30 protein-coding genes are annotated in these 26,647 nt (G+C 40.8%); 12 read left to right on the top strand and 18 right to left on the bottom strand.

The window, feature by feature from the left end; all coding sequences use genetic code 11:
- The first annotated feature begins 294 nt into the window (after positions 1–294).
- A complete protein-coding gene (locus tag RMY00_RS06910; protein WP_322647128.1) occupies positions 295–1,221 on the top strand; it encodes a cobalamin-binding protein in 927 nt (308 codons plus the stop codon).
- A 300-nt stretch (positions 1,222–1,521) separates the two neighbouring features.
- On the opposite strand, the gene RMY00_RS06905 is transcribed toward RMY00_RS06910, so the two are convergent.
- The 3 genes from RMY00_RS06905 to RMY00_RS06895 form a co-directional block, all read right to left on the bottom strand.
- A complete protein-coding gene (locus tag RMY00_RS06905; RefSeq protein WP_322646839.1) occupies positions 1,522–1,824 on the bottom strand; it encodes a TMEM165/GDT1 family protein in 303 nt (100 codons plus the stop codon).
- Positions 1,825–1,914: 90 nt separating this feature from the next.
- On the bottom strand, positions 1,915–2,343 hold the full coding sequence (locus tag RMY00_RS06900; RefSeq protein ID WP_322646838.1) for a TMEM165/GDT1 family protein: 429 nt from the start codon (positions 2,341–2,343) through the stop codon (positions 1,915–1,917).
- 101 nt (positions 2,344–2,444) lie between these two features.
- Positions 2,445–2,795 (bottom strand): YkgJ family cysteine cluster protein, encoded by a 351-nt coding sequence (locus RMY00_RS06895; protein ID WP_322646837.1) that lies wholly within the window; start codon positions 2,793–2,795, stop codon positions 2,445–2,447.
- A 260-nt stretch (positions 2,796–3,055) separates the two neighbouring features.
- Between RMY00_RS06895 and psb30 the strand changes: the two genes are divergently transcribed.
- Positions 3,056–3,199 (top strand): photosystem II reaction center protein Ycf12/Psb30, encoded by a 144-nt coding sequence (gene psb30, locus RMY00_RS06890; protein ID WP_114086065.1) that lies wholly within the window; start codon positions 3,056–3,058, stop codon positions 3,197–3,199.
- A 461-nt stretch (positions 3,200–3,660) separates the two neighbouring features.
- Here psb30 and RMY00_RS06885 read toward each other — a convergent pair whose 3' ends face one another.
- The 8 genes from RMY00_RS06885 to RMY00_RS06850 form a co-directional block, all read right to left on the bottom strand.
- Positions 3,661–5,775, bottom strand: coding sequence for a single-stranded-DNA-specific exonuclease RecJ (locus RMY00_RS06885; protein WP_322646836.1), 2,115 nt, complete (start codon positions 5,773–5,775; stop codon positions 3,661–3,663).
- A gap of 81 nt (positions 5,776–5,856) precedes the next feature.
- Complete coding sequence (locus tag RMY00_RS06880) at positions 5,857–6,282, bottom strand: hypothetical protein (protein WP_322646835.1); 426 nt, start codon at positions 6,280–6,282, stop codon at positions 5,857–5,859.
- Between the two features lie 365 nt (positions 6,283–6,647).
- A complete protein-coding gene (locus RMY00_RS06875) occupies positions 6,648–6,872 on the bottom strand; it encodes a hypothetical protein (RefSeq protein WP_322646834.1) in 225 nt (74 codons plus the stop codon).
- Positions 6,873–7,014: 142 nt separating this feature from the next.
- On the bottom strand, positions 7,015–7,842 hold the full coding sequence (pstB, locus tag RMY00_RS06870; protein ID WP_322646833.1) for a phosphate ABC transporter ATP-binding protein PstB: 828 nt from the start codon (positions 7,840–7,842) through the stop codon (positions 7,015–7,017).
- Between the two features lie 51 nt (positions 7,843–7,893).
- Positions 7,894–8,793, bottom strand: coding sequence for a phosphate ABC transporter permease PstA (gene pstA / locus RMY00_RS06865; protein WP_322646832.1), 900 nt, complete (start codon positions 8,791–8,793; stop codon positions 7,894–7,896).
- A gap of 6 nt (positions 8,794–8,799) precedes the next feature.
- Positions 8,800–9,741: a phosphate ABC transporter permease subunit PstC gene (gene pstC / locus RMY00_RS06860; RefSeq protein WP_322646831.1), complete on the bottom strand. Its 942-nt coding sequence runs from the start codon at positions 9,739–9,741 to the stop codon at positions 8,800–8,802.
- A 46-nt stretch (positions 9,742–9,787) separates the two neighbouring features.
- A complete protein-coding gene (locus tag RMY00_RS06855) occupies positions 9,788–10,789 on the bottom strand; it encodes a PstS family phosphate ABC transporter substrate-binding protein (protein WP_322646830.1) in 1,002 nt (333 codons plus the stop codon).
- A gap of 85 nt (positions 10,790–10,874) precedes the next feature.
- The gene (locus RMY00_RS06850) at positions 10,875–12,029 is read right to left on the bottom strand and encodes a sulfate ABC transporter substrate-binding protein (protein WP_322646829.1); all 1,155 of its coding nucleotides are present in this window, start codon (positions 12,027–12,029) and stop codon (positions 10,875–10,877) included.
- A gap of 543 nt (positions 12,030–12,572) precedes the next feature.
- On the opposite strand from RMY00_RS06850, the gene RMY00_RS06845 reads away from it, so the two are divergent.
- The 5 genes from RMY00_RS06845 to RMY00_RS06825 all read left to right on the top strand — a co-directional run bounded on the left by RMY00_RS06845 (position 12,573) and on the right by RMY00_RS06825 (position 18,185).
- Positions 12,573–12,788, top strand: a complete 216-nt coding sequence (locus RMY00_RS06845) for a hypothetical protein (RefSeq protein ID WP_322646828.1) — start codon at positions 12,573–12,575, stop codon at positions 12,786–12,788.
- 7 nt (positions 12,789–12,795) lie between these two features.
- Positions 12,796–13,221 carry a type II toxin-antitoxin system VapC family toxin gene (locus tag RMY00_RS06840; protein ID WP_322646827.1) on the top strand — a complete coding sequence of 142 codons (426 nt, stop codon included), beginning with the start codon at positions 12,796–12,798 and terminating at the stop codon, positions 13,219–13,221.
- A 147-nt stretch (positions 13,222–13,368) separates the two neighbouring features.
- Positions 13,369–14,937, top strand: coding sequence for a metallophosphoesterase (locus RMY00_RS06835; RefSeq protein WP_322646826.1), 1,569 nt, complete (start codon positions 13,369–13,371; stop codon positions 14,935–14,937).
- Between the two features lie 404 nt (positions 14,938–15,341).
- On the top strand, positions 15,342–16,100 hold the full coding sequence (locus tag RMY00_RS06830; RefSeq protein WP_322646825.1) for a YebC/PmpR family DNA-binding transcriptional regulator: 759 nt from the start codon (positions 15,342–15,344) through the stop codon (positions 16,098–16,100).
- Between the two features lie 810 nt (positions 16,101–16,910).
- The gene (locus RMY00_RS06825; protein ID WP_322646824.1) at positions 16,911–18,185 is read left to right on the top strand and encodes an FAD-dependent hydroxylase; all 1,275 of its coding nucleotides are present in this window, start codon (positions 16,911–16,913) and stop codon (positions 18,183–18,185) included.
- On the opposite strand, the gene RMY00_RS06820 is transcribed toward RMY00_RS06825, so the two are convergent.
- Entirely contained in the window at positions 18,167–18,787 is a 621-nt protein-coding gene (locus tag RMY00_RS06820; RefSeq protein WP_322646823.1) for a Uma2 family endonuclease, read from the bottom strand. The genes RMY00_RS06825 and RMY00_RS06820 overlap by 19 nt on opposite strands.
- A 259-nt stretch (positions 18,788–19,046) precedes the next feature.
- On the opposite strand from RMY00_RS06820, the gene RMY00_RS06815 reads away from it, so the two are divergent.
- The 4 genes from RMY00_RS06815 (at position 19,047) to RMY00_RS06800 (ending at position 22,400) form a co-directional block, all read left to right on the top strand.
- Complete coding sequence (locus RMY00_RS06815) at positions 19,047–19,343, top strand: hypothetical protein (protein WP_322646822.1); 297 nt, start codon at positions 19,047–19,049, stop codon at positions 19,341–19,343.
- Positions 19,340–19,753 (top strand): type II toxin-antitoxin system VapC family toxin, encoded by a 414-nt coding sequence (locus RMY00_RS06810; RefSeq protein ID WP_322646821.1) that lies wholly within the window; start codon positions 19,340–19,342, stop codon positions 19,751–19,753. The genes RMY00_RS06815 and RMY00_RS06810 overlap by 4 nt, the downstream gene beginning before the upstream one ends.
- 75 nt (positions 19,754–19,828) lie before the next feature.
- Complete coding sequence (locus tag RMY00_RS06805) at positions 19,829–20,008, top strand: hypothetical protein (protein WP_322646820.1); 180 nt, start codon at positions 19,829–19,831, stop codon at positions 20,006–20,008.
- Positions 20,009–20,204: 196 nt separating this feature from the next.
- On the top strand, positions 20,205–22,400 hold the full coding sequence (locus tag RMY00_RS06800) for a transglycosylase SLT domain-containing protein (protein WP_322646819.1): 2,196 nt from the start codon (positions 20,205–20,207) through the stop codon (positions 22,398–22,400).
- Between the two features lie 113 nt (positions 22,401–22,513).
- On the opposite strand, the gene RMY00_RS06795 is transcribed toward RMY00_RS06800, so the two are convergent.
- Both RMY00_RS06795 and RMY00_RS06790 read right to left on the bottom strand, forming a co-directional pair.
- Positions 22,514–22,885, bottom strand: a complete 372-nt coding sequence (locus RMY00_RS06795; protein WP_322646818.1) for a hypothetical protein — start codon at positions 22,883–22,885, stop codon at positions 22,514–22,516.
- Positions 22,886–23,000: 115 nt separating this feature from the next.
- The gene (locus tag RMY00_RS06790) at positions 23,001–23,168 is read right to left on the bottom strand and encodes a hypothetical protein (RefSeq protein WP_322646817.1); all 168 of its coding nucleotides are present in this window, start codon (positions 23,166–23,168) and stop codon (positions 23,001–23,003) included.
- Positions 23,169–23,467: 299 nt separating this feature from the next.
- Between RMY00_RS06790 and RMY00_RS06785 the strand changes: the two genes are divergently transcribed.
- Positions 23,468–23,752, top strand: coding sequence for a DUF427 domain-containing protein (locus tag RMY00_RS06785; protein WP_322646816.1), 285 nt, complete (start codon positions 23,468–23,470; stop codon positions 23,750–23,752).
- A 140-nt stretch (positions 23,753–23,892) separates the two neighbouring features.
- On the opposite strand, the gene RMY00_RS06780 is transcribed toward RMY00_RS06785, so the two are convergent.
- The 4 genes from RMY00_RS06780 to RMY00_RS06765 form a co-directional block, all read right to left on the bottom strand.
- Entirely contained in the window at positions 23,893–25,092 is a 1,200-nt protein-coding gene (locus tag RMY00_RS06780) for a PEP-CTERM sorting domain-containing protein (RefSeq protein WP_322646815.1), read from the bottom strand.
- A 160-nt stretch (positions 25,093–25,252) separates the two neighbouring features.
- Positions 25,253–25,456: an antitoxin family protein gene (locus RMY00_RS06775; protein ID WP_322646814.1), complete on the bottom strand. Its 204-nt coding sequence runs from the start codon at positions 25,454–25,456 to the stop codon at positions 25,253–25,255.
- Positions 25,457–25,492: 36 nt separating this feature from the next.
- Positions 25,493–25,738, bottom strand: a complete 246-nt coding sequence (locus RMY00_RS06770) for a hypothetical protein (RefSeq protein ID WP_322646813.1) — start codon at positions 25,736–25,738, stop codon at positions 25,493–25,495.
- A 300-nt stretch (positions 25,739–26,038) separates the two neighbouring features.
- Positions 26,039–26,647 (bottom strand): HEAT repeat domain-containing protein (locus RMY00_RS06765; protein ID WP_322646812.1); only part of this gene is annotated, 609 nt, incomplete at its 5' end.

Here is a 26,647-nt window from a genome sequence, read left to right as displayed (position 1 = left end):
GTAGTATCAGTTGTAAGTAGTTAAATAAAATTAATTATACAAAAATAACACATGAAACCCTTATATAGACTAGAAACTCATGTGTAAATAATTCTGTACGATTACTTATAGTATTTTAAATTTGCGTCTAGGGACTGAGGGCTAAAAAAGACTCTTCCGAATACCGAATACTGAGTTTAATTTATTGCTGAGTGTTGACTACCAAAACAAGCTTAATTCTCCTAGAGAAAGATGCCTAATCGCTCAAATTTTGAGAAAATTTAAGTAATGGCAGGTTTTGTGGAGGTGGAGCGAATGACGGATACTAATGTGAGAATTATTTCCCTGATTCCCGGTGGAACAGAGATTTTAGCGGCACTAGGCTTAGTTGATGCTATTGTGGGGCGATCGCACGAATGCGATTACCCTCCAGAAATCCTCAATCGTCCTATTTGTACTGAAGCACGCTTAAACTCCAATGCCTCTAGCAGCCAAATTCACGATCAAGTGAGCAATTTATTGCAATCTGCTCTTAGTATTTACCAAATCAAAACAGATGTTTTAGAGAAATTGCAGCCTACCCACATTCTCACTCAAGACCAGTGTGATGTTTGTGCTGTCAGCTTACACGATGTTGAAAAGGCAGTTGCTACACTCATTGACAGTAAACCGCAGATTATTTCTTTACAACCCAATCTTCTCCAGGATATTTGGGCTGACATTGAGCGAGTCGGTAACACTTTTAGCGTAGACTCTGTGAAAGTCATAGAAAACTTAGAAGCTCGCGTCAAAATTTGTCAGCAAAAAATCCAGGGACTTTCGTTAAATGAACAGCCTACCGTCGCCTGTATTGAGTGGACTGATCCTTTGATGGTTGCCGCTAATTGGATTCCTGAATTAGTTAACTTAGCAGGAGGACAGTCCTTATTTTGCACTACAGGTCAGCCTTCTCCTATATTGCCGTGGGAAACACTATTAACAACCGATCCTGATGTAATTGTTTTTATGCCTTGTGGCTTTGATTTAAACCGCACTCGCCAAGAAGCCAATTCATTAACTCAACATTCAGACTGGGAAAAACTGCACGCTACCAAAACTGGTAGGGTATACATCACTGATGGCAATTCTTACTTCAATCGTCCAGGGCCACGACTGGTAGATTCTCTAGAAATTTTGGCAGAAATTTTGCATCCAGAAATTTTTCAATACGGCTATAAAGGAACTGGTTGGGAACTTTTGTAAAGAAGAATTCAGAGCGGAGCCGGAGACGCTCCGCCTCCGGTCAGAATTCAGTATTCAGTATGAATTCGAGTCTCACTGGGTGATACTATGTGCGTTTGATAACTTATTAAATCCGGAGAACCCTACCCCGCCAAAGCTTTGCTTTGTCTCCCCTTCCCGCGTGCGGGGAGGGGTTGGGGGGTGGGGTTCTTTTATTATGAGTAATTTTGCCTAGTTACTTATTAGTTTAAAATCTTGGCGGTTTCCAATCTCCTACGAAGAGTAATTCTGAGTCCTGGATTCTGAATTCTGAATTCTTCTTTAAGGTGTTTGATCAGAATCTGTCGATGGTTCATGGTTAAATAACAGCAGGCGTGCAGCAAGGATGGCAAATCCCACAGCAGCGATCGCTTTTAACAAGCGCGTAGGTAATAATTCCGCTACTGCACCTCCTGCTAATGCTCCCAATAGACTTGTTAACAGCAATGCGCCTGCTGCACCAAAAAATACTGCACGCGGAGAATTACAACGCCCTGAAAGTGCGATCGCTGCTAGCTGACTTTTGTCACCTAATTCTGATAAAAAAACTGTAATAAAGCTCAGTCCTAAAAGATGCCAATCCATATTATTTAAGGGGGAGTGGGGAGTGGGGAGATGAGGGAGCAGGGGGGGATGAGGGAGAATAACTACTAACTGCTAACTCCTAACTTGTAACTAACCTTTGAATACATCCCAAAAGAGCATTAGGGAAATCACCAACAACATCACGCCTGCTGATTTTTCTACAGTTTTTGGGCTGAGTCGGGTGGCTATCCAACTACCTAAAAGCACGCCTAATAAGCTTGTGGTTATCAGTGCAGCCGCAGATCCTATAAATACTACCCACGGTGAATGAGATTCTGCGCTCATTAACAGGGTTGATAGCTGAGTCTTATCTCCAATTTCTGCTAGAAAAATGGTTATAAAAGTTGTACCAAAAACTACTAGTGCTGATTGCTGCTTCTGAGGATTATCGGCAACTACAGGCTGAACTGGTTTGGCGATCGCAGGAATTAAGTTAAAATCATTGCTGTCTTTCAGTTTTAGCTCGATCTCAGTCTGAGATATGCCAGAAATTTCCAAAGGAGCAGAATCAAGTTTCACAGGCAATAGTTTGGTTGCGAGGTTGTTTTCATATTTCTATCATATTCTCAGATTGTTGTAATAAATTGCAACTCTAGATATTAAAACGAGCAGTAGGGAGTTCACAGCCCAACAGCTTGATTGAAGCGTAGTATTTCCAGACTGCGATCGCCGTATACTCCTTCTATTTGCTGGCGACAGCAGTCAATAGCAAAATCGTTAACTTCTTCTGGCTCAACCCCATACATATCTTGAAATACTTCTGATTCCACACGACAGAAACGAGGACGATCTGAGTAGATGCGGCATTCTCGCGTGGTATGGTCGAAATTAACGCACCATCCGCCTTCGCCTACCATGCTGAGGTAGAGTTCTAGTTCTGGTGGAGAGAGATACTCATCTAAATCTGGACGATCTGCTGGATCAAGATTACAGCAGGCTCCACATTGTTTTACACATTGCCAAGTTGACATTTTAGATTGGGGAGTAGGGAGTAGGGAGATGAGGAAGCAGGGGGCAGGGAGCAAGGGAGAAGAGTTTTTCCCTCTGCCTCTTTTCCATGCCCAATGCCCCATGCCCCATTCCCAATTCCTCTATTTTACGTTTTTATGTCTTTTCTTATAATTTTGTTAAGTAAATTAAATCTAACAGGCCATGGCCAGATATGATCGATTGCGGGTTTTGTAATTAAGTTATTGAATTTTTTAAGGCAATTGGGAGGAGAAAAGGAAAAATGTTTGACGCTGTATCTGATTTGTTTAACGCTTTTACCAGTATCAATTGGGAAGTTATTTTCCAATTGCTTTCCGTGGCGCTAATTGTGATTGCTGGGCCAGTGGTAATCTTTTTGCTGGCATTTCGCAACGGCAATCTATAAGAGTTCTGAGTGCTGATTCAGAGTTAGGAGTGAGGAGTTAGGAGTGAGGAATTAAATTTTATTCTCAACTCATAACTCATAACTCATAAATCAGCACTCACAGTGTCACAGTCACAAGTGTTAATAATTTAAAATTAAAAATCAGAGACATTTCAGACGTGGATTTAAACTCCGATGGTTCCTGAGCAGTTCGGTAAGCTCAGTGTAAGATATGTCTTACCTCTATAGGGAGGCAAGTTACACATAGCGTACTGCTTTTTAAAGACTGAAACTGATGCTATGGGAATCCGATTTAATTTTTGAATCACTTCTAGAGGTAAAGGATTGGGGACTGGGGACTGGGGACTGGAAAGATGGAATAAGGGTGTACTGAGTTTTGTTCAAAAATCAAATATGAGTCCTATAGATGTAAATATAGGGGTCTTAAATCCTTTAATTTACAATAAGTTAATTAAGAACTCCTAACTCCTAACTGATAACGCCTGAAGGGCAGCTTGGATAATACAGTCATACTGTGGCTGAGAGATATCAACTTCTTTAGCATTCTGACGATTAGTGCCTAGTAAACCGATTATATGTCCTGGCTGCATTGCTAAGACTTTGCCTTCAGAGTTTTTAATTCTTAATTCTGCTTCAATACCGTTTTTATAGAAACCACAAGTATACTGTCGTTGGTTATATTCAAAAGTAGTGCTTGACGGGGTAGGTGGCGCAGTAAAAAATTGTTGAAGCTGAATTGGCAGTCTAACTCCTATTAACTCTAACTCGATAGTAGTGTTACCGTTAAAGTAATTTTCTCGTAATTTGTAAGCTACATCCACTCGCGGTGGTAAGCGGAAATAGTCGCCCCAACGCCAAGCGATCGCTTTAATTTTATACTCCTGATTATCAATAGTTTGGGCAATTGTCAGCTTAATGTGACCCTTACCGACAATTTTTTGCTCAACCACTTGAACATTAGGTGTCCAAAAAATTGGATCGGGGTTGTCCATACCGCAGGGGTGCAGAGCATTAAGCTGTTGATAAAGCTGCTGATTGATGTGATTGAGGTTGACTTCAGCATCAATTTTGAGCAGAGGCTTGAGATGCTGGGGTTTAAGACACTGGTTAGCAAACTCAATCAAACGCGATCGCAACTCCTCTAAATTTTCTGCTGGTAAAGAGAATCCCCCGGCTGCTTTGTGTCCGCCAAATTTCCCTAGTAAATCATGGCAATATTCCAAAGCTTCAAACACATGAAACTCTGGAATTGAGCGTGCAGAACCGCGTATATGTCCCTCATCCTCATAAGTACCGATGAACACGGGAACGCCGTAGCGTTCTACCAAGCGGGAGGCGACAATCCCAATAACGCCATGATGCCAATTGGGTTGAACAACAATTAATACACGGTCATCTTGTAAAGACGCGATATATCGCGTCTCCACATAAGCGATCGCTTCTTGTTCAATTTGCTGACACATCTCCTGGCGAGAGGCGTTGACTTGTTCGCACTGCATTGCTCTTTCCAGCGCCAGCCCCATATCATCTGTAGTCAGCAATTCAATCACAGTTTGGGGATTACCAATCCGGCCAATAGCATTAATTCGTGGCCCCAAGCGAAAACCGATATCTTCAGGCTTTAGCGATTTTGGATTTTGGATTTTGGATTTTGGATTGGGGATTTTCTCCTCTGCTCCCCTGCTCCCCTGCTCCCCTGCTCCCTCATCTCCCCTCGCTTGCACACCACCTACCTGAATTAACGCCTGTATACCAGCTAAGTTGGATTTGGGTAAATGTTGTAAACCGCGTTTCACCCAACGGCGATTTACACCAGTTAAGGGGGCTAAATCTGCGATCGTTCCCAGCGTAAACAGTGCTAGCATTGGCTGGATCAAGCCCTTAGTTTCCCCTAGCTGTTGTGCTAGAGACACTGCCAAAATGTAGGCAACACCAACACCAGCAACACCCCGATAAGGTGAGGATTCAGCTATTAGTTTGGGGTTGAGGATAGCGTTAGCTGGTGGTAATTTTTGGGGAATGTCGTGGTGATCGGTGATAATCACTGCAAGACCAAGTTCTCTAGCTCTAGCAACTGGTTCAAACGCAGAGATGCCATTATCTACAGTGAGAATTAATCCCACACCTTCGCTGTGAAATTCTTCAACTATGCGTTTATTGATACCGTAACCTTCGTGCATCCGACTGGGAATAGCATAATCTACTTGTGCGCCCAAAGTGCGGAGACTACGTAAAAGTAGAGCAGTGCTAGTCATCCCATCAGCATCATAATCACCACAAATAGCAATTTTTGTTTGAGAAGCGATCGCATTTTGCAACAACTCCAAACTAATCGCCAAATCTGGGAAATCTTCTAACGGCGAAGGTAAGACTAAAGACTCTGGATTTAAAAATGCTTGTACCTGTTCTGGTGTTTCCATACCCCGATTAATCAACAATTGGCTGATAATGGGTGAAATATTTGTCAAAACCGCCAGATTTTTGGCAAATTCTGGTTTTTGCGGATAAATTTGCCAGCGCTGGTTGGGTAAGCGTCTGCGAGGTTTTGAGAGTTCAGATACAGGTCGTTCTAGCACAATACAAGTTAGGAGTTAAAAGTTATGAGTATTGAATTGAAAGTTGTTTCTTAACTCATAACTAATAACATTATTTGCTATCTAAAATACGTTTATCCTACCATCATCCATAATATATAACGAGCGATCGCCTGGAGAGCGCAAAGTCGGACGGAGTTCTAGGCGCAATGTGCCAAAGTTGGGTTTGGAGATAATTGCTTGTAGTGATAAACCCTTTTCGCTCCAAAATATCAGAGATGTATTTGGCTCCGTACCCTCTATTTGTTCTAAACTTAATTTTTGCCCTGGACTCAAGGATATTGCATCAGTCCCAGAAGGTTTTTGGATTTTTATCAGGTTAGGTGTGCTATTTACCACTTCAACCCGGATGTGTTGCCCGGGTGTAAACTGAATTGGGTGTGACCCACACTTAGAGGCACAAGTTCGAGCTAAAGTAGCACTGGGATTATTGATTGATGCAACTATAACGGTAGCTGTAACTAAAGCCAAGGACAAAAGCTTAAGCATAATACGCAGTATAAGTACTAAACTGAAATATTACTTTAAATTATTACTTTCAAGCCTCAGTATATTTTCCAGAATTACTTTGGTAATTCCCAGTTATTAAATTACTAATTACGGATTATTTGTTATAAACATCTCCTCTCGCACCAATAGCGTAAATTTCAATGTCTTTGGAATCAATATCGACTGTAAAAATAATTCTGTTTTTACCTATACGTAGTCTGTAAAATCCCTCCCAATCACCTTTCATCTTTTTGATATATAGTTCTGTAAAAGGGATAATACCTTGGTCTTCGACAGCAATAACAATTCGCTTTATTTGCTCCCGAATATTTTCGACATCTTCGGGATTTGCTTTTTATAAAAATTTAATCGCTTTTTTGCGAAATTTTATTGCCATATCTTACCCAATCGCTCATATCAATTACTTCATCCTCAGCATCATCTGAAGGTACACCAAACTCAGCTTCAAGTTCGCGTTGCTCATCATCATTTATATAAGGAATAAGAATTTGGCAAAGGCGAAGTCTTTCTTCTTGCAGAACTTCACGCATAGTTTCTTTAATCAATGCTTTTAATTCTTGAATTTCCACTGTATGCCTTTAATTCGTAGTTAGATGTATATATATTACCTAGTCTCAGCTTGTACGGGGGGAAAGGTTAAAGGGCAAAAGAATAATAGTAGTTCACAACTGAACTTGACTTTTACCTTTCCCCTTCTACTGTGATGCCTCTTTAGCCAAACCGTCCACTAATATAATCCTCAGCTTCTTTAGTTTGAGGAGAACTGAACATTTGGGCTGTAGGATTAAACTCAACTAATTTTCCGCGACGCTTACCATGCTCGTCAATTTCTGTATTGAAGAAAGCCGTGAAATCTGCCACTCTAGAAGCTTGTTGCATATTGTGAGTCACCATGATGATGGTATATTGCTCTTTGAGTTCTAAGCAGAGTTCTTCTACTTGACGGCTAGAAATTGGGTCGAGAGCAGAACATGGTTCATCCATTAATAATACATCTGGCTTCATGGCGATCGCTCTTGCTATGCAAAGTCGTTGCTGTTGTCCACCAGATAATGCAGTACCCTTCTCTTTGAGTTTGTCTTTAACTTCATCCCAGATAGCAGCGCGTCTAAGAGAATCTTCCACCAATTCATCGATGTTACCTTTATAACCGTTAGCCCGCGGCCCAAAGGAAATATTTTCGTATATTGACTTGGGAAAAGGATTCGGTCTTTGAAAAACCATTCCGACTTGGCGGCGTAATTTTACAGAATTTATCTTAGGATCGTATATATTGCGATCGCGGTAATTCAGTCTACCCTCAACTTTAGCTCCAGGGATTAAATCATTCATCCGGTTGAAGCAACGCAGTAAGGTACTTTTACCACATCCTGAAGGCCCAATAAAAGCAATAATTTGCTTTTCAGGAATCTTTAGATATACATCTAAAAGTGCCAGAAATCCTCCATACAAAACCTTTACACCTTCAACATTGAAGACGCTCTTATCTTGGTCAATTGTGGCACTATCTGATTTACTTCTACTATTGCTATAAGTCATTTGGTTGAACTCCAATATCTGTGAATCTATCCAAATTAGATATTTAATTACCTAATTTATTGAGAAGCGTTGTCGAATATAAATTGCAACACCATTTAAAGCTAAAATCAAAATTAACAACGCAATAATTGTGGCTGCTGCTGCACTAGCAAAACCCGGTTCAGGACGAGTTATATAACTGTAAATTTGAATGGGTAATGCCATGAATCTCTGAAACAAACCAGGGTTAAAGGTGAGAAAACCCACAGCACCTACAACAATCAGAGAAGCTGCATCACCTATAGCACGGGATACAGAGATAATCACCCCCGTCAGAATACCGGGAACAGCATAAGGTATGACATGATTGCTGATAGTTCGCCATTTTGTGACACCTAATCCGTAAGAAGCATTTCTCAGAGAATCTGGAACAGCACGAATTGCTTCTCTAGCTGTCACAATAATTACTGGTAAAGACAACAAAGATAAAGTCAATGCACCGGAAATTAAAGCAGGGCCAAACCCAAGCAGATAATTAAAAACCCCTAAACCGAGCAATCCATAGACGATAGAAGGTACACCCGCCAAATTACTGATATTAATCTCAATAATCGCTGTCCACCAAGCTTTAGGTGCATACTCTTCTAGATATAAAGCTGCTCCAACACCAACGGGGACAGTAACTAAAATCACAATCAACCCTAAAAGAATACTGCTGATAATTGCAGGGCGGATACCACCTTGGTCAGGAAAACGAGAAGGAGTTTCCGTGAGAAAGCCGGGTGACAAAAATCTGCCTAATCCGTCTTTCAAAATATCAAAAAGTAGCAACGCTAGAACAAATAAACCAATCAGCAATCCTAACAAAAAAAGTACTTCAAATACTTTCCCTAATGTGTCTCTCCTTTCAACATTATCGGTAAATTCTGCCGCAGAATTTAGAGAATCATCTTGTTGATAACTTGTAGGCATATCTATTTAGTCGTATTTTTCTTTATAACGATTAGCAATCCAGAAACTAACAATATTCAAAGCAAGGGTAAGTAGAAATAAAACAGCACCTACAGCATATAATGTTTTGAAATTGAGGCTACCGCGCGGACTATCTCCACCAGAAATTTGTGCCATGTAGGCTGTCATTGTTTCTACTGATTCCGCAAAGTTGACAGTTAGTCTTGGTTGCTGTCCGGCAGCGATAAGGACAGTCATAGTTTCACCCACAGCTCGAGAAATACCCAAAATAATCGAGGCTATGATTCCAGAAAGCGCGGCTGGTAAAACTACTTTAAAAATGGTTTCTAGTTTAGTGATACCTAAAGCATAAGATCCTTCTCGCAAAGAACGTGGAACTGCTCGAATGGCATCTAAGCTGATAGAACCAACAGTGGGAGTAATCATCACCCCCATCATTAACCCCGCACTCAAAGCATTAAATATTTCCAAAGGGATAATATTTCGCAGCAATGGTGTTAGGAACAACAAGGCAAAGTAACCATATACTACTGTAGGTACTCCCGCCAAAAGTTCCACTGCTGGACGTAAAATAGCTGCTACTTTGGGTTGAGCATATTCACTCAAATAAATAGCAGAAGATAAACCCAAAGGGATAGCAACTGCCATAGCAATAGCTGTAGTTAAGAAAGTGCCATTAATCAATGGCCAAACGCCAAAATGTTTTTCGGCAAATAGAGGTGTCCATTTAGTATCAAGAAAGAATTGGGCAAAGGAGACTTCTTGGAAAAAACTGAATGTCTCCTGAAAAATAATTACGACAATACCAAAGGTAGTCAAAACCGAGACTAAAGCACAAGCAAATAAAATTACCGCAATAATTTTTTCGGAAATATCTTCAGATGCATTTTTCTCCAGTGATTCTCTAAATTGTAGATAATGATCGTCTTGAGAATTAGTATTTTGCATAAACAATTAACTCACTAAAATTAAACTACTATGCCTGAGACTTTATTTAAATAAAGTTTGTGATCGGTTCACCTGGTTTTGCTTTTTTAAACTTTGTCCCAGTTTCACCAGTAGCAAATTTTTGTTTGACTTTGAGGTAAGCTTCATCAGGTAATGCTACATAACCTACACTATCGACCCACTTCCAAGAATTTTCTAGATAAAAATCTACAAATTCTTTGACTGCTGGCTTGGTATCTAAAGACTTTTTACTGACATAGATGAACAGAGGACGAGACAAAGGTGTATAGATGTTTTTGATCACATTATCCACTGGCACTGGTTTTTCACACTTTCCTGTAGGGCTTTCTACAGCAACTAGATTCAGTTTTTCTTGATTTTGAATATAATAAGATATCCCTACATAACCCAAAGCTGTTGCATCACCTGACACTCCTTGTACGAGAAGGTTTTGATTCTGAGTCGCCGTGTAGTCTGTACGACCATTCTTGGCTTTGCCAGTCACCGCTTGAGTCATATAATCGAATGTTCCAGTATCAGAAGATGGAGCATACAGCTTCAGCTTTTCGTTAGGAAACTTGGGATTAACTTGATTCCATGCCAATATTTTGCCGTCTGATTTTCCGCCCCAAATCTTACCCAGTTCCTTAATAGTTAGACATTTGGCAAAGTTATTTTTACGGTTGGCAATTACGGCGATGCCATCTAAAGCTACAGGCAACTCGATAAATTCAATATTCTTACTTTTACATTTTTTGATTTCTTCATCTCTAATGGTTCGAGAAGCACCAGCTATATCAATATCGCCATTACAAAATTTACTGAAACCACCGCCAGTACCACTTGAGGCAACGCTAACTTGAGCCTCAGGCTTAACCTTACCGTATTCTTCTGCAACTGCTAAAGAAATCGGAAAGCCTACAGCTGCACCATCAATACTCACTTGACTTTTCAATTCTTGCCCGCCGTTACAACCACTGATACTGCTGGCAATAAGCATTAAAGATGTCAATAAAAAGCTATCCTTAAATCTGCTACGAAAGCTCATAAATTATCAATTTAACTAAAATGACTGGGAATTGCTTATGCTTGCCTATCTAAAAGTAAAGAATGCTGCATGAAAAAAATATATATCATGCTTTGCTTGAAGCTTGCACTTTGTCAAAAATTGCTCCATCTCCAAAAAACTTTTTCTGGATAATATCCCAGCCACCTAAATCTTGAGATGTGAATAAAGTTTTAATTGGTGGATATTTTGATGCTACTTCTTGGGTAACAGTGGGGTTAACAGGACGATATTGTAATTTTGCAAATTCCCGTTGAGCTTCTGTTGAGTAAAGAAAATCAACAAAGGCTTGTGCAACTTCTCTTGTACCGTGCTTATCAACGTTTTTATCTACTATTGCTACAGGATTATCAATGGAGATATTCACTTGGGGTACAACATAAGGCAACTTAGCCCCATTTTTACCCGCCAAAATTACCTCATTTTCGTAGTTAATTAAAACATCTCCCTGACCTTTTTGGAAAAATAAATCGCTTGCTTCACGGGCATCTTTTGTCAGAACAGGGGTGTTTTTATAAACTTTAGTTACATAATTTAATGCTGTGGCTTCGTCGCCTCCCGTTAGACTCACCGAACCCCAAAAAGCTAAGAATTCCCAAATAGCAATACCAGAAGTTCTTGGGTTAGCCGCAATCACTTTCACGCCATCTTTTGCCAAGTCTGCCCAAGTATTAATACCTTTGGGGTTGCCTTCACGGGTGACGATCGCAGCAACCGATTTACTAACAATACCATTTCTCGGAGCTTCGGTTTCCCAACCTGATTTAATCAAACCCGCTTGTTGAATTTTGCTGACATCCAGGGGAAGTGCCAAATGTACTATATCTGCTTCTTGCGAACCGTTAATGACAGCAGCCGCTTGAGCGCCAGAACCCCCATAACTTTGCTCAAAGGTAACGTTCTGGTTATGTTCTTGCTTCCACTTTTCGACAAATTTGGGGATTATCTGGTCATGAGCTGCTTTGGTGACAGAAAAAGAAATAAGTTTTAGCTTAACATCATTTTTGCTAGCTGAACTGCTTCCAGAGCAAGAGGCAACTGCTATACTCAAAAAAGCACCTATGAGAAACAGACTCACAAAGCTTTGAACAGTGTGTCTATTGAACCAACTCTTAATTGTGTGTTTATACGAGAGTTGTATAGCCTGCAAAGCTTTCATAACATAAGCCATTACCTCACTTAGTAATTTACTTAATTGTGTCAGTTGTTGCGACTTACTCATCAGAATCACCCCTAAATATACGGTATTTATAGGCAGATACCGTAATTAAGAAAATTATAGGGCATATAAAACAATAGTTATCATCTGGCTGTAATTATTTTTAGTACGTTTTCACTGAGTGAGGAGTTAGCGAGCAAAGTAGCAAAAAGAGTGTTTCATCTCTGCGCTTTCTCACTTCCAAAAGGCTGATTTATTTACAGCATACATACATATTTATGTATAAAATTATCATAATAATTTATTGTTAAGAATTTGGAAAAAACCCAAAACTTTCCTTTTTTGTCCGTGAGATGCCTCTGGGAAATTTTGCTATGCAAAATCTGTCCCTCTCGCCTGTTGTTGATAAGTTTGACGTTTATTTCAACACAGGGAGAGGTTCATCAAACTCACTTAACATTAGTTCAGTTAGTGGTTTAGACAATTCTGAAAAATCGATATAATTCGTAAGACAGATATAAGTATCTTCACTAGTTATTGCATCGTTTACTCTACCCGTATTGCTACAACCAGCTTAGGATAGACTAAAATCATTTTTTGCAAACAATGGTAGAAAAAATTACAGCTGTCTTTAATGGCAAAGTGTTCTATCCGGCTGAATCGATCGCACTGCCAATCAATACCCGCGTGCGAATCAGTATTGAAATTTTACCGCCAAGCGAGCATGAAACAGTATCATTTCTGCAAACGGCGCGATCACTTAACTTAGACGGGCCACCTGACTGGTGTACCAATATAGATAAATATTTATACGGTAAGTAAACTTTCCATGCATTCTGAAGTCTTTCTTGATACATCTTTTGCCATTGCCTTATCTGCACCGAGCGATCGCTTGCACGACCGAGCCTTACATCTAGCTAGAATGTTACAAGCGGCAGAAACTCGTCTGGTGACAACACAGGCGGTAATGTTGGAAATTGGCAATGCCTTATCCCAACAACCTTATCGTCAAGCGGCAATCATATTATTAAATTCTCTAGTAGCAGACTCAAAAGTAGAAATTGTCCCTCTTTCCCAAGAACTCTACGAACGTGCTTTCGAGCTATATCGAGAACAAACAGAGAAAGAATGGGGATTTGGGGATTGCATATCTTTTATTGTCATGCAATATAGCGGAATCACTGAAGCCCTGACTGCTGATGAGCATTTTCAACAAGCAGGCTTTCGAGCATTACTGCGAGAAAATTTGCCTTAAAGACTGGGGATTGGGTACTGGAGACTGGGGACTGGGCATTGAATCATTAGTTATTCTCTTTTTCCCCTGCTGCCTACTCCCCACTCCCTACTCCTTATTATTTCGTTACAATCGGCTTATGCATTAGGCATTCAAGAGTTATCAGCCATGAAATTGATTTCCGATCCACCGATTCCTGTAAAAATTCAAAAGATGAAGGAACGGGTGCGGTGGATGCATCCAAGTTTTGTACAACGGGGAATCGATCAAACCAGCATAGTTATTGACGATCGCAGAGAAGATAGTCCAGAATTTTCCTTTATGGTTATCGGTGATTCCGGCACTCAATCGCATTATCGGCAACATCCCCAACGAAAAGTTGCTGAACTAATGCTTTCTCACCGCGATGATTGCAGTTTTGTGTTGCACACAGGTGATGTAATTTATGTGGTGGGTTCCCAAGAGTATTATTCAACAAACTTTATTGAACCTTACCGGGAATTTCTTGTCGGTGGCGACAACCCGAAAAATATTCCTTATGATCGCATGGTGTTTAATCTACCATTCTTGCCAGTACCAGGTAATCATGATTACTACGATGTGCCGTTGATGTATCGTTTATTTACTGGAACAACATCTTCATTGCGTCGCCTGTTCCGCTACAAAGATATTGAGATTGGCTGGCATGGATCGTATCAAGGTAATGCTTATGCACGGGCATTTATGGACTATACAGGGGCGATGTCTTCCCCAGAATTAGAACGTCATTTAGATCAACACTACACTGCTAAGACTGATACAGGGCGCTGTTTGCGTTACAAACCTGGACAGTTTACTCGTTTACCCAATCGTTATTACACTTTCCGTTACGGCGGGATTGATTTTTTCGCACTAGATTCTAATACCTTTAATACACCATCACCCTTACCTGCAACTCAAGAGGGAGAAATTTATCGCCGGGAATTGCAAAAGCGTCGCCAGGAAATAGATCGAGAAGAATTGCAGATATTGGGAATATGCGATGGCCTCAACCCCGATAAACCTACAGAAGCGGAACAACTTGATGAGCTTAGTGCCAAATTAGACCAAATAAACGAAATCAAGATCGACATTGAGAAACAATTGGCATCTCATAAAATGCCTGCGATAGATTTTGAACAACTCGAATGGTTGCGTAGCAGACTAATCGAATCTTGGAATACCTCCGAAGTACGCGGACGTGTAATCTTTTTCCACCATCCACCATACGTCACAGAAGCTACCAAGTGGAATCAAGCACAAACCTTGGCGGTTCGTCACCGCTTGCGCTGGGTGTTTGAACAAGTGGCAGAAACTCTTGGTTCTCTAATTAAAGAACGTCCCATAGTGGATTTGATTTTAAACGGTCACGCTCACTGTTTAGAGCATCTTTGCACAACTGACACCGGATTTGCTGACTCCCACATTAACTGTATTATCTCTGGTGGTAGCGGTCATCGTCCTCGCTATCAAAGGCGAGAGGGGACTGAATTGATGGAGACTTTTAGGGAAATTGCAGGTAAACCTACTCGGAAAGTTGCCGATTCAAAGCTTTTTGTGGGTCGTCACGATTACAATTTACAAAACCGCCTGCCTTACTCATGTGTGCGGATTGATGTTCTAGATGGTAGTCCACCCAAGTTTATCATTAGACCACTTATTACTGAACGGGTTGAAGATGAGTGGTGCAACCATGAACTTGAACCATTTGTGATTTAACAAGAAAGGCAGAGGGCAGGAGGCAGAAGGCAGAAGGGAATTCTGATTCCTACCAAGAAGCCCGTGACCGGAGCGAACTTGGGTTTAAGTCCCCCACCAAAATCTCTGCCACAGGTGGACTGCAATTAGTGTGGGTTGTGAGGCGCACACCATATTGCTACCTTCTGCCCTCAGCATAGCTGCCTTCTTCACAAGATTTCCAGTTAAAAAATATTCCATTGTAGAGTGGGTAGCATAGCTGCTGTGCCACCTTACAAATCTACAAATAATTTGGAATAATTTATTTTTTGCAAGTCTCTAAACAAGATGCGATCGCACCTTCAAAGTTGCACAATTATCTAAAGCTATGGTTATTGCAAGCGTTTATATTTTAATCTTAAATAGAGTTTTGATAATTTCAGATTATGGCAGGACATAGTAAATGGGCAAATATTAAGCGCCAAAAAGCGGTAGTAGATGCAAAAAGGGGAAAAACCTTCACTCAATTATCGCGGGCGATTATCGTTGCGGCTAGGAGTGGCGTACCAGATCCAGCGCTGAATTTTCAACTTCGCACGGCAATTGACAAGGCAAAAGCAGCGAGTATTCCTAATGATAATATTGAACGAGCGATCGCTAAAGGTGCAGGCACTTTTGGCGGTGATAATGCTACTTTTGAAGCGATTCGCTACGAAGGTTACGGCCCTGGTGGTGTAGCAATTTTAATCGAAGCCCTCACAGATAATCGCAATCGCACTGCTGCTGACTTGCGTGTTGCTTTTAGTAAAAATGGTGGCAATCTTGGTGAAACAGGTTGCGTTAGCTGGATGTTTGACCAAAAAGGCGTTTGTATAGTGCAGGGTGTGGTTGACGAAGAACAGCTTTTAGAAGCATCCCTCGAAGGCGGTGCTGAGTCTTATGAGATGACTGAAGATGAGATGGCTGAGGTATTTACAGACATTGGCAACTTAGAAACCCTTAGCCAGACACTCAAAAATCAAGGCTTTAAGGTAACTGATGCCGAATTGCGTTGGATTCCTAGTAATAGTGTAGAAGTTACCGATCCAGATCAGGCGCGATCGCTTTTCAAGTTAATTGATACTCTAGAAAGCTTGGATGACGTGCAAAATGTCACAGCTAACTTTGATGTAGCAGAAGAATTGATGGCTTTGAGCATTTCTTAATTAAAATTCACACAGCCATAATAGCCGAATAATACTTCTTTGGATGATGTCCAAAATTTTACATTTTAATTGGAAATGCTAGCAAATATTCCACATAAGTCTTATTTTTTACGAACGTAAAAATAGACACGAAAGATTCATATCAATTACAAACTTATGACATACGCCTATTGGATAGTTAAATTGTTGATTACCTGATGAGGATTTTCAAGTGAATAAGTTCGCTAAAGCTTTACTTTTGGCTTTAATCTTTGCTGCACCTGTAACCGTTTTTGCATCTCAAGCTCAAGCTAAAACTGTCCATCATAGTAACGTAAAAAGTGCTAAAGTTCATCATACTAGACATCACAGGCATCATGCTAAAAAGATAACTCATAAATAATTACTATTAGTTGTAAAAGTTTCTAATAGCTTTGTATTGAAGAAGAATTCAGAAGTCAGAATTTAGGAGCAGAGCCGAAGACCTCCGCCTTTGATCAGAATGAAGACGCTCGATGACTCGCTAACGCTGCGCTATCAGTGGGGGATTCAGACCAGCCACAGATTAAATACTACTAAATATGCAGATTTAGTGGGAGTCTTAAACCTCTGGATTCATCCACATCTTTCGTTCAAAATTCATTCTGAATTCTGGCTCCTGACTCTTGAATTCTGTTTCGATAAAGTTTAGTGTTGGTTTCTGTGAAAGTGTAATTGTATTATTTAACCCTGCTGAAATCCCTATCAATCAGCAGGTTTTTTTTATTAACTTGCTCAAGAGGGCGCGATCGCGTCAAAATAAGAGTTAAGATGCTGTAACTTAACTTAACAATGACCATAACGCAGCTTGAGCAAATTTCCCCTCAACCAACACCGCCAGACTTGCGGGGATATGAATATGATTTGGTAATTGTCGGCGGTGGGATTATTGGGTTAACTCTAGCCTCTGCTTTAAAAGATTCTGGCTTGAGTATCTTGCTGATTGAAGCGAAAGTGGCATCAGCAGCCGTAGCTAAAGGGCAAGCTTATGCAGTTCATCAGCTTTCGTCGCTAATTTACCAAGGAATTGGAGTTTGGGACAAAATGTTGCCTCAAATAGCCAAATATTACCGAGTTCGTCTTTCTGATGCCGATTATCCCAATGTGGTGGAATTTACCACAAATGATATAGATACAGCATTGGGTTATGTGGCGGAACACCAAGCGCTATTGCAGCCTTTGCAAGAGTTTGTCCAAGATTGTGCAAATGTGAATTATCTATGTCCGGCTGAAGTGGTAAATACGCAATACCACAAAGATATAGTAGCCATAGATATTAAAGTTGCCGATCAGTTATACTCAGTTCGCAGCAAATTACTGATAGCAGCAGATGGGGCGCGATCGCCAATTCGTCAAGCTGCTGGTATCAAAACCTCCGGCTGGAAATATTGGCAGTCTTGCATCGTGGCATTTGTTAAACCAGAAAAGCCGCACAATAATACCGCTTACGAAAGATTTTGGTCTAGCGGGCCCTTTGCGATTTTACCTTTACCGGGGAACCGTTGCCGCATTGTGTGGACAGCCCCTCACGAAGAAGCAAAAGCTTTATGTGCTTTAGATGATGAGCAATTTTTAAGAGAACTTACCCGTCGCTATGGCGATCAGATGGGGAAATTGGAATTACTAGGCGATCGCTTTGTATTCCAGGTACAACTCATGCAAAGCGATCGCTATGTTCTCCCCCGACTGGCATTAATTGGTGATGCGGCACACAATTGCCATCCTGTGGGCGGACAAGGTTTAAATTTGGGGATTCGGGATGCAGCAGCTTTGGCGCAAGTAATCCAAACAGCGCACCAAGCGGGTAAAGATATTGGTGACATTAAAATTCTTAAAGGTTATGAACGCTGGCGCAAGCTGGAAAACCTGACAATTTTAGGTTTCACCGATTTATTAGATCGGATGTTTTCTAATAACTTCTTACCTGTAGTATTGGTGCGTCGCCTGGGTTTATGGTTTTTGCAGCGAGTACCTGTATTAAAGACTTTTATGCTGAAGTTGATGATCGGTTTGAAGGGACGGATTCCAGAATTAGCAAAACATAAACGCTACACCACAGCAGCTTGAAAAATCTGGTTTGGGGTAAGATTTAATTCAGGAAAAGTTTGGGAAATAATGCGCTCATTATCTCGAAACTTACTTATTTGATATTCCTCATCAACTAAATTACACACAGTGATTGTCGGTTGTTTAGGGTTGCCGATAAAATTACGTCCACCCAAGGCAGCATAATCGACAATCCAGTATTCTGGGATACCCATCTCTTCGTAATCAGCATACTTTAAATAATAATCGTCCCGCCAGTTGGTTGATACAACCTCAATTGCCAAAGGTATTGATGCACCCAAACTAACGGTAGATTCTTTTTTCCATAATTTTTCGTTTGCCAGATTTGCACGATTTAGCACTAACACATCAGGGAAATAACCAGAATCTTTTTCAGGAGGTCTAACTATAACTTGGTTGGGGATAGTGTAAGGAAGGTTTAATCGGTCAATTAAAGCACTAAGCTTTATTGTCAAAAATCCTTTAACATCTTCATGTTCCCCTACTGGTTGGGCCATTTCAACAATTTCTCCTTTATGTAGTTCGTAGCGGACTCGTCGAATTTCGGGTAGCCAATCGACAAATTCCTCAAAGGTTACTAGCTTGGGTATGGCTTGAGTCATGGCTTTTAAAAGTTATTGCTTTGGAAGTATTATCTCTAATTTAGGCGACTGCGGACAGCTTTTTCACCACGCTTATATCGGCGACTCTATTTGTTATTTCGGCGATCGCATAGTAGTATTTTGGAAGCAATGCCTATAGCGGGCTACACCTACGCTAGTTATTCGGCCAAATTATATTCAACAATATAATCTTTGATTTGCTTGAAGTTCTCAGGGTATTGAGAACGAATAGTGAAATTGAAAGACAGAGGAAGAAACAATGTCTCCCAAGTTAGCTCAACTAATTCAACAAGCAGAAAATCTTTCAGCAGAGGAACAATTAAAACTAATTGCTCATTTGGCTCAGAAATTGAGTGGGATCACGCAGGTAAATCCAAAACTTTCCCAGCCAGACAATACTCAAGCGAAGGAGATTCCTGAGAGAGGAAAGTCTATTTGGCAAATTGCAGAAGATTTCGTCAAAAATATCCCTGAAGAAGAACTCAGCAAGCTTCCATCGGACGGTGCAGAGCAACACGACCATTATATTTACGGCACTCCAAAAATTGAGGCATGAGGCTCATATTTGCAGATACTTTTTACTGGATAGCATTTGTTAATCCAGCAGATGCTTGGTACAGAAGGGTTAGACAGGCTTTCAAGCAGCTTGAGCCTTGCAAACTGATCACTACAGATGAAGTTCTGGTCGAACTGCTTGCTTTTTACTCAAAGTCAGGTGTTCAGTTGCGGCAAAGAGTAGCCAATTTAGTCAGAGATATTTTGGACAGCCCAGATATTGAGGTTAAACAACAAACTCACGAATCTTTTTTGGCTGGTTTAACTTTGTATGAGAATCGGCTTGATAAAGGTTATAGCCTAACTGACTGCATCTCAATGAACACCATGCAGCAATTGGGAATTATCGAGGTTTTGACCCATGATAAACACTTTTCTCAGGAAGGCTTTGATATTTTATTTCCTGAATGAGAATCGTGCTATTGAAAAATTTGAAAGTTAGATGATTTGCTCCCAGCAGCTTAGTAGCAGCGCAGAATAACTCAATTGTTATCAAAACCATGTTTATGGCTAGCTACGCCTACGCATAGTAGTATTTTGTCAGCGATCGCTTTACTCCTGTTTGTCAAAGTCTTTTTTTTGCATAGACGCTGCATCGGCTTACCGCAGGCTACCACAGAGGCGCAGAGAACACAGAGAGAAGAAAGAGAAGGAAAAATTGCTTAACTGAACTGTTATGACATACCAAAGATAGATGCAATAGTATCTAATATGTGTTAATTACTCATTACTGCCAACAGTAGGATTGAAAATTAGTATTTTTCTACATAAAATTAAAAATCTAAAACTAAAAATTGGTAACACTGATGGTTAAGAGTGTTAAAGTTTCAAGAAATTCACCGGAACTTTTCAGCGAGTATTCATGCTGAAGAAATTACAGAAAAAGCAAATTTCGATAATTGCGGGTGCGGCACTGTTTGCCTTTTTAGCTGGCGCAATGGTATCAGCACCTCAGATTGGTAAGTCTCTGGGGAAATGGCTCAAACTGAGTCAAAATCAAACAGAGCAAACATCAGAGGGTAGCATTGCTAAATCAGCCGTCTTTCCACTGGTGTCACAATCTCTGCCAGAAAGGGCGGCAAAACTAGCAGAAATTGCCGGACAGTCGCGATCGCTAGACCGAAATCGCGCTCGTTATCTTTTGGCGAGTGATTACATTGAAAGAACCCAAGCGAAAAAAGCGCTGGTTTTACTAGACGGGCTAGATAGAGACTATCCCCTCCTCGCACCATATATTCTGCTGAAACAGGCGCAGGCACAAGATATCTTGGGCGAGGACGGCAAAGCCTCGGATCTTAGACGAAGTGTGTTGAAACTGTATCCCAAAGAAGCGGCCACAGTCAAAGCCCTATATCTGATTGCTCAACCAAAACAACAGGAAACAGCGATCGCTCAATTTCCTTCCAACCCTCTGACTTGGGAAATCATTCGTAAACGCTTGCAAGCAAATCCCAATCAGCCACAATTACAATTGATTTTGGCTAAATATGCCTATGACCAACCTGGCATAGTGGGCGTTTTGGATCAGCTAGTAAAACAGCCTACCCTCAAACCCGAAGACTGGGAACTAATTGGTACAGGCTATTGGGAAAATAGTCAATTTCTCAAAGCCGCCAATGCTTATGTCAATGCACCGAAAACATCGCGTAACCTCTACCGTATCGCACGAGGGTTACAGGTTGGGGGCAAAGATAAAGAAAAAGCGATCGCTACCTATAAACAACTAGTACAGCAATTTCCCAACAGCGAGGAAGCTGGAACTGCATTACTACGATTAGCAGAAACCGCAAAAACACCTAAAGACGGCTTACCTTATCTTGAGCAGGTAATTAGTAAATTTCCCAAACAAGCTGGTACTGCACTAGTACAAAAAGCTAAAATTCTCCAAGCCACTAATAATCAAAAGTTAGCTAGCCAGGCGTGGCAATTACTCATAGCCAAATACGGCAATTCTGATGAAGCGGCAGAGTATCGTTGGAAAATCGCCCAAGGTAAAGCCAATGCTAAAGATTACGTCGGTGCTTGGCAATGGGCAGAACCAATTGTCAACAACAACCCCAACAGTATTTTGGCTCCAAGAGCTGGCTTTTGGGTAGGGAAATGGGCAGCTTCACTAGGCAAACAGCAAGAATCTCAAACTGCTTATGAGTATGTGATTAGCCAGTTCCCATACTCATACTATGCATGGAGAGCCGCTAACATGCTGGGGCTGAATGTTGGCAACTTTGACAATGTGCGCGTCATGAACCCGGAAGTAATCACACCCCAGCGTTCAGTACCGCCTGCTGGTTCTGAGACATTCAAAGAATTATATCTGCTGGGTCAAGACCGCGATGCCTGGTTACAATGGCAGACAGAATTTCAGAATAAACTTCAGCCAACTGTAGCAGAGCAATTTACCGAAGGGTTGGTGCGACTGGCAAGGGGAGATAATCTCATCGGAATTGATACAATTTCTAAATTGGAAGATCGAGAAATATCATCAGAAGTTGCCCAATATCAGGCTTTGAGCAAACAGATCAGCTACTGGCAAGCACGTTATCCATTTCCCTATCTGCGAGAGATTGAAAAGTGGTCTATTGAGCGTAAACTTAATCCTCTGCTAGTAACTGCTCTGATGCGTCAAGAGTCGCGGTTTGAGCCAAAAATCAAATCCGTCGCTGATGCTACTGGCTTAATGCAGGTGTTGCCGAGTACAGCTAAATGGATTGCTCCACAAATCAAGGTAGATATCAAAACCATAAATCTAGAAAATCCCAACGATAATATCATGCTGGGTACATGGTATTTGGGTCATACCCACGATCAATATAACAATAACTCACTGTTAGCGATCGCCAGTTACAATGCTGGGCCCGGTAATGTCTCCAAATGGCTGCAAACTCAAACCACACAAGATCCAGATGAGTTTGTTGAGCAAATTCCCTTTGATGAAACCAAAAATTATGTGCGTCAAGTATTGGGCAACTATTGGAATTATTTGAGACTTTACAACCCAGAGATTTCTGGAGTCGTAGCAAAGTACTCGACTACACACCCAAAATTGCCGACGCAGTAATTTTGCCCAATGAGATGCTCAAGTTGGATACGTGAGTTTGATTACTCTCTCCCTGCCTAAAAACTCCATCCCACAAGTGGCGTGGAGTTTTTATCTGTACTTAGCTACCTATATCAATCATTACTACCATTGATCATTGATGTAAACTGCGACTCGACCGCATTAACATAACCTTCATCGTTCAAAACTTGTGCTGGTAACTTATTAGCCTTGATAGCAGCCTGAACCACATCTTTGGCTGTCAGCTTTCCTGTTTGAAATCGAAATATCAAATTACCTGCACTGGGAATACCCTGCTCTTTAAAAGCACCTTGATAAGCTAGAAAGGCAATATTGAAAGGTTGAAGATAGCTGGTTTTAGGCGAATCTCTGTTGATTTGTCCGACACTGTTGCTGTTATTAACTGTTTGAGCGTCAACAATTACAGGTACAAAAGCAATACAAGCAACAATAAGTGCAGAATTTATCAAATTTGTAATCTTCATAAATTTCTCCTTGAGCTAGGTTAATTAGTTTTACCTAGTAATAAAACCTGATTTTTTAGCAATCTTAGAATCTTGATATCAAGTTATTATCTTCTGAACTTTTATTTCATCCAAACTACTCACTCAGACCCATCATCTGATATGCAATAAACGCAGTATCAAAGGATTGGAGATAATTTACCTTCTTGGAATAGCTAGATAAAATGTCAGAGTTGGCGGCTGTGTTCATTGATGCGTCATTTTCTTTATTTTTGGCTGTATGAGCGCTAGTGATTTTAGGCATGAAATTAATCTTCTTATACATGTTTTTCCCTTTCAGTTCTAAACTGAAATTCATTTTTTGCTAATTAAGTTTCCATAGCAATATGCTAGGAAATATTCATAAGATAAACAAATACTTTTAATTTTTAATTTGATAAACAAAAGTGATACCAATTAATAGTGGCATTGGAAAATTTTCTATAAACCTTACTGACCATTTGCTTGAAGCTCTGATGAATGGTATCAGTTAGCCGTTAAAGAGGATAAAATAAGCCGATCGTGTCAAAATGTTAAGTGTATAGTTTATTTGCAAACTCACTTATGCCAAAAGCAATTTGGAATGGCGCAGTTTTAGCCGAGAGCGATAATACCGTAGTTGTGGAAAACAACCATTATTTCCCTGCTGACAGCATTAACAAGCAATACTTCACAGACAGTAGCACCCACAGTACTTGTCCTTGGAAAGGTGTCGCTAGCTATTACAGTATTGAAGTTGATGGGCAAATCAACAAAGATGCTGCTTGGTATTATCCCAGCGCCAAGGAGAAAGCTAAGAATATTGAGGGTTATGTAGCATTTTGGAAAGGTGTAAAAGTTGAGGCTTGATACAGGTTCCTGAAAGAATTTTAGTTTCAGGGACATTGATATTATGTCTGACTAATTGCCCATAAATAATTAGCCCACTCAGGCTCATGTCTGCGCGGGCTAATTATTTAAACTATTTGTAAATTGATTTTAATATCTAATTATATCTTCGCCTTGCGAAACGCTCCTTGCTTTCTCTTCGCTAGCAAAGCCATACTACAAGCAAGTATGCTACCAGCGATCGCACTTGGTTCAGGTACTTTTGTCAGCGAAATGCTACTGGCTGTAACAGTTAAAGTACCTCCTGCTCCTGAATTATTGCTATCACCAGCGATCGCGCTTGGTTCGTTAGGTGGTGCGATTATGAAAGAAGAGTTGATACTTATGTTGCCTCCTAATCCTGAATTATTGCTATCATCAGCTATCGCACTTGGTTTGCGTACTGGTTTCAATATAAGAAGATCAGGGATTCTAAGAGTTATGTTACCTCCTGCTCCTGAATGATTGCTACCAGCAGCGATGCCTACGGCGAGCTTCGCTAACGCGCTTGGTTTGGGTACTGGTTTGGATATAGTAGCACCGGGTCTCAATATCAAAGCGCCAGAGTTGATAGTTATGTTGCCTCCTAGTCCTGAATGATTGCTACCAGCAGCGATTGCGCTTGGTTCGGGTACTCTTGTCGGTAAAACATCACTGCCTGTAATAGTTATAGCTTCACTAGCTGTAACAGTTATACTGCCTGCTGCTCCTGAATCATTTCTGCTAACTAGTTGACTATGATCAGTGAGCGTCACATTATTAGCATTAATCTTAATATCGTTGCTGCTAACTAGTTGACTATTATCAGTGAGCGTCACATCACCAGCATTAATCTCAATATTGTTGCTGTTGATAGTGCTATTGATAAGTCTTAAGTTACTATCTATTTTAAAATTGTCGCTGCTAACAGTGCTATTGGTAAAGGTTAGGTTACTAGAATTGTAAGCATTGAAACTACCAGCGATCGCTAGCCCAGAAAATTTAACATCGGCGGCGTTAATGTCAAACACCGGGAAGTGATTATTGCTACTGATGGTAAGTAAGTTAGCACCTGGGCCATTAATAGTTAGGTTTTTAGTGAGCGCAAGTGGCCCACTTGTTAGGCTAATTGTACTAGGATGACTTTCTACTAAGAAATCTACTACGTCATTGTTATTTGCAATGTTGATGGTGTCTCGCAACGAGCCAACGCCACTGTCATTGAGATTGTTAACCGTCAACGTAGCAGCTTGTGCTGATTCCACTTGCATTATTACCCAACCCAGAGCAACAGCTGTGGAAATAGCTTGAGCGACAGCCTTTTTTGTATTATTTTTTGTCACCTAAAACTCCTCGTATTAATTTGTCAAAAAATAAAAAAGCCACTTGTACAATTACATAGATACATCATAATGTTTAAATTTAATTTGCAAAGCGGGTTTCGATAACTCAGAAATTCAAAATCTAATTGAATAATTTTCATAAACCTGTGAAATCTTGCCTTTAATGATCGTGTTCGCTAGACCAATCCTCTGGTGCGTCAATAGTTCCCGCGATCGCTTCCAGCACATCCCAAGCATCGCCGGATGATGATGTTTCTTTGAACTCTTGAATTGTAATTACATAACGCGTGTTAGGTGCTAAATCTAAAGGGACATCTGGGCGCAAAACACCCCCGTCAAATACAACTGTTACTCTCTTGTTCATAAAAAACCTCTGAAACTTGTGCAGCAGTTGTGTGAGCTAATCTAAAGTATCCGAAGCTGACCCGATCGCGCTTCCACAATCATGATAATATAGTCCGAAAATTGGCAGAAGCAAAATTGCACGTAGGCGTAGCCCATTGTAGAAATCGTTATTTGCGATCGTTTTAGAGGATGCTTTTAGCCTGTGGTAACGATCGCATAAGCGTTTGCCACTAATAGATAAGCTCTGGTAACGAAACAAGTTAATTGATAAGCTTTGCTTAAGCGTTGTTAATGATCGCATAAGTTTTGTCACGAAAACATAAGCGTTCTGAACAAAACAAGTTGTGTTCTTAACGAACGGACAAGTCTTCGTTAACAACGGATAAGCGTTCTGAACGAAACAACTTGTGTTCTTAACGAACAGACAAGTCTTCGTTAACAACGGATAAGCATTCTGAACAAAACAACTTGTGTTGTTAACGAACAGACAAGTTTTCGTTAACAACGGATAAGCGTTCTGAACGAAACAACTTGTATTGGTAACAAATGGGCAAGCTGCCGTCATCATGGGAACGTCATTTTAACGTTGCTGCAAAAGTACTTAAATTATTCTTGTGAAGAGGATTTTCTTTAAGCTTCGCATCGCAGGAGTAGCAACGTTATGCTGATGCCAAGCTTGATAGAAATCGGGATAAGGCATATTCTGCGCGCATTTCCATATAATACTGTAGCAATTATTATCTAATTGCAAATAACCACTTAAGGCTTTGACCACCTCAAAATAATGCTCATTATTCTGTAAAATTTCCCCTAAGCTTGATGCTGCCTGCCTACGGGTGGAGTCATCCACAGTAGTTGATTGCAGCAGTTGCACCAAGGCGGCGATCGCAATTTCATTGCCAGTGCCGATTTCCCCTAAGCTTGATGCTGCCCGCCTACGGGTGGAGTCATCCACAGTAGTTGATTGCAGCAGTTGCACCAAGGCAGCGATCGTAATTTCATTGCCAGGGTCGATTTCCCCTAAGCTTGATGCTGCCAGCCAACGGGTGAAGTCATCCACAGTAGTTGATTGCAGCAGTTGCACCAAGGCGGCGATCGCAATTTCATTGCCAGGGTCGATTTTCCTTAAGCTATCTGCTGCCAGGCTACGGGTGGAGTCATCCACAGTAGTTGATTGCAGCAGTTGCACCAAGGCGGCGATCGCAATTTC

Origin of the sequence: Nostoc sp. ChiVER01 (genome assembly GCF_034531155.1) — a bacterium.
Taxonomy (GTDB): Bacteria; Cyanobacteriota; Cyanobacteriia; order Cyanobacteriales; family Nostocaceae; genus Nostoc.
Note: the sequence above shows the minus strand (reverse complement) of the source record. Positions and strands in the feature narration are given on the sequence as shown.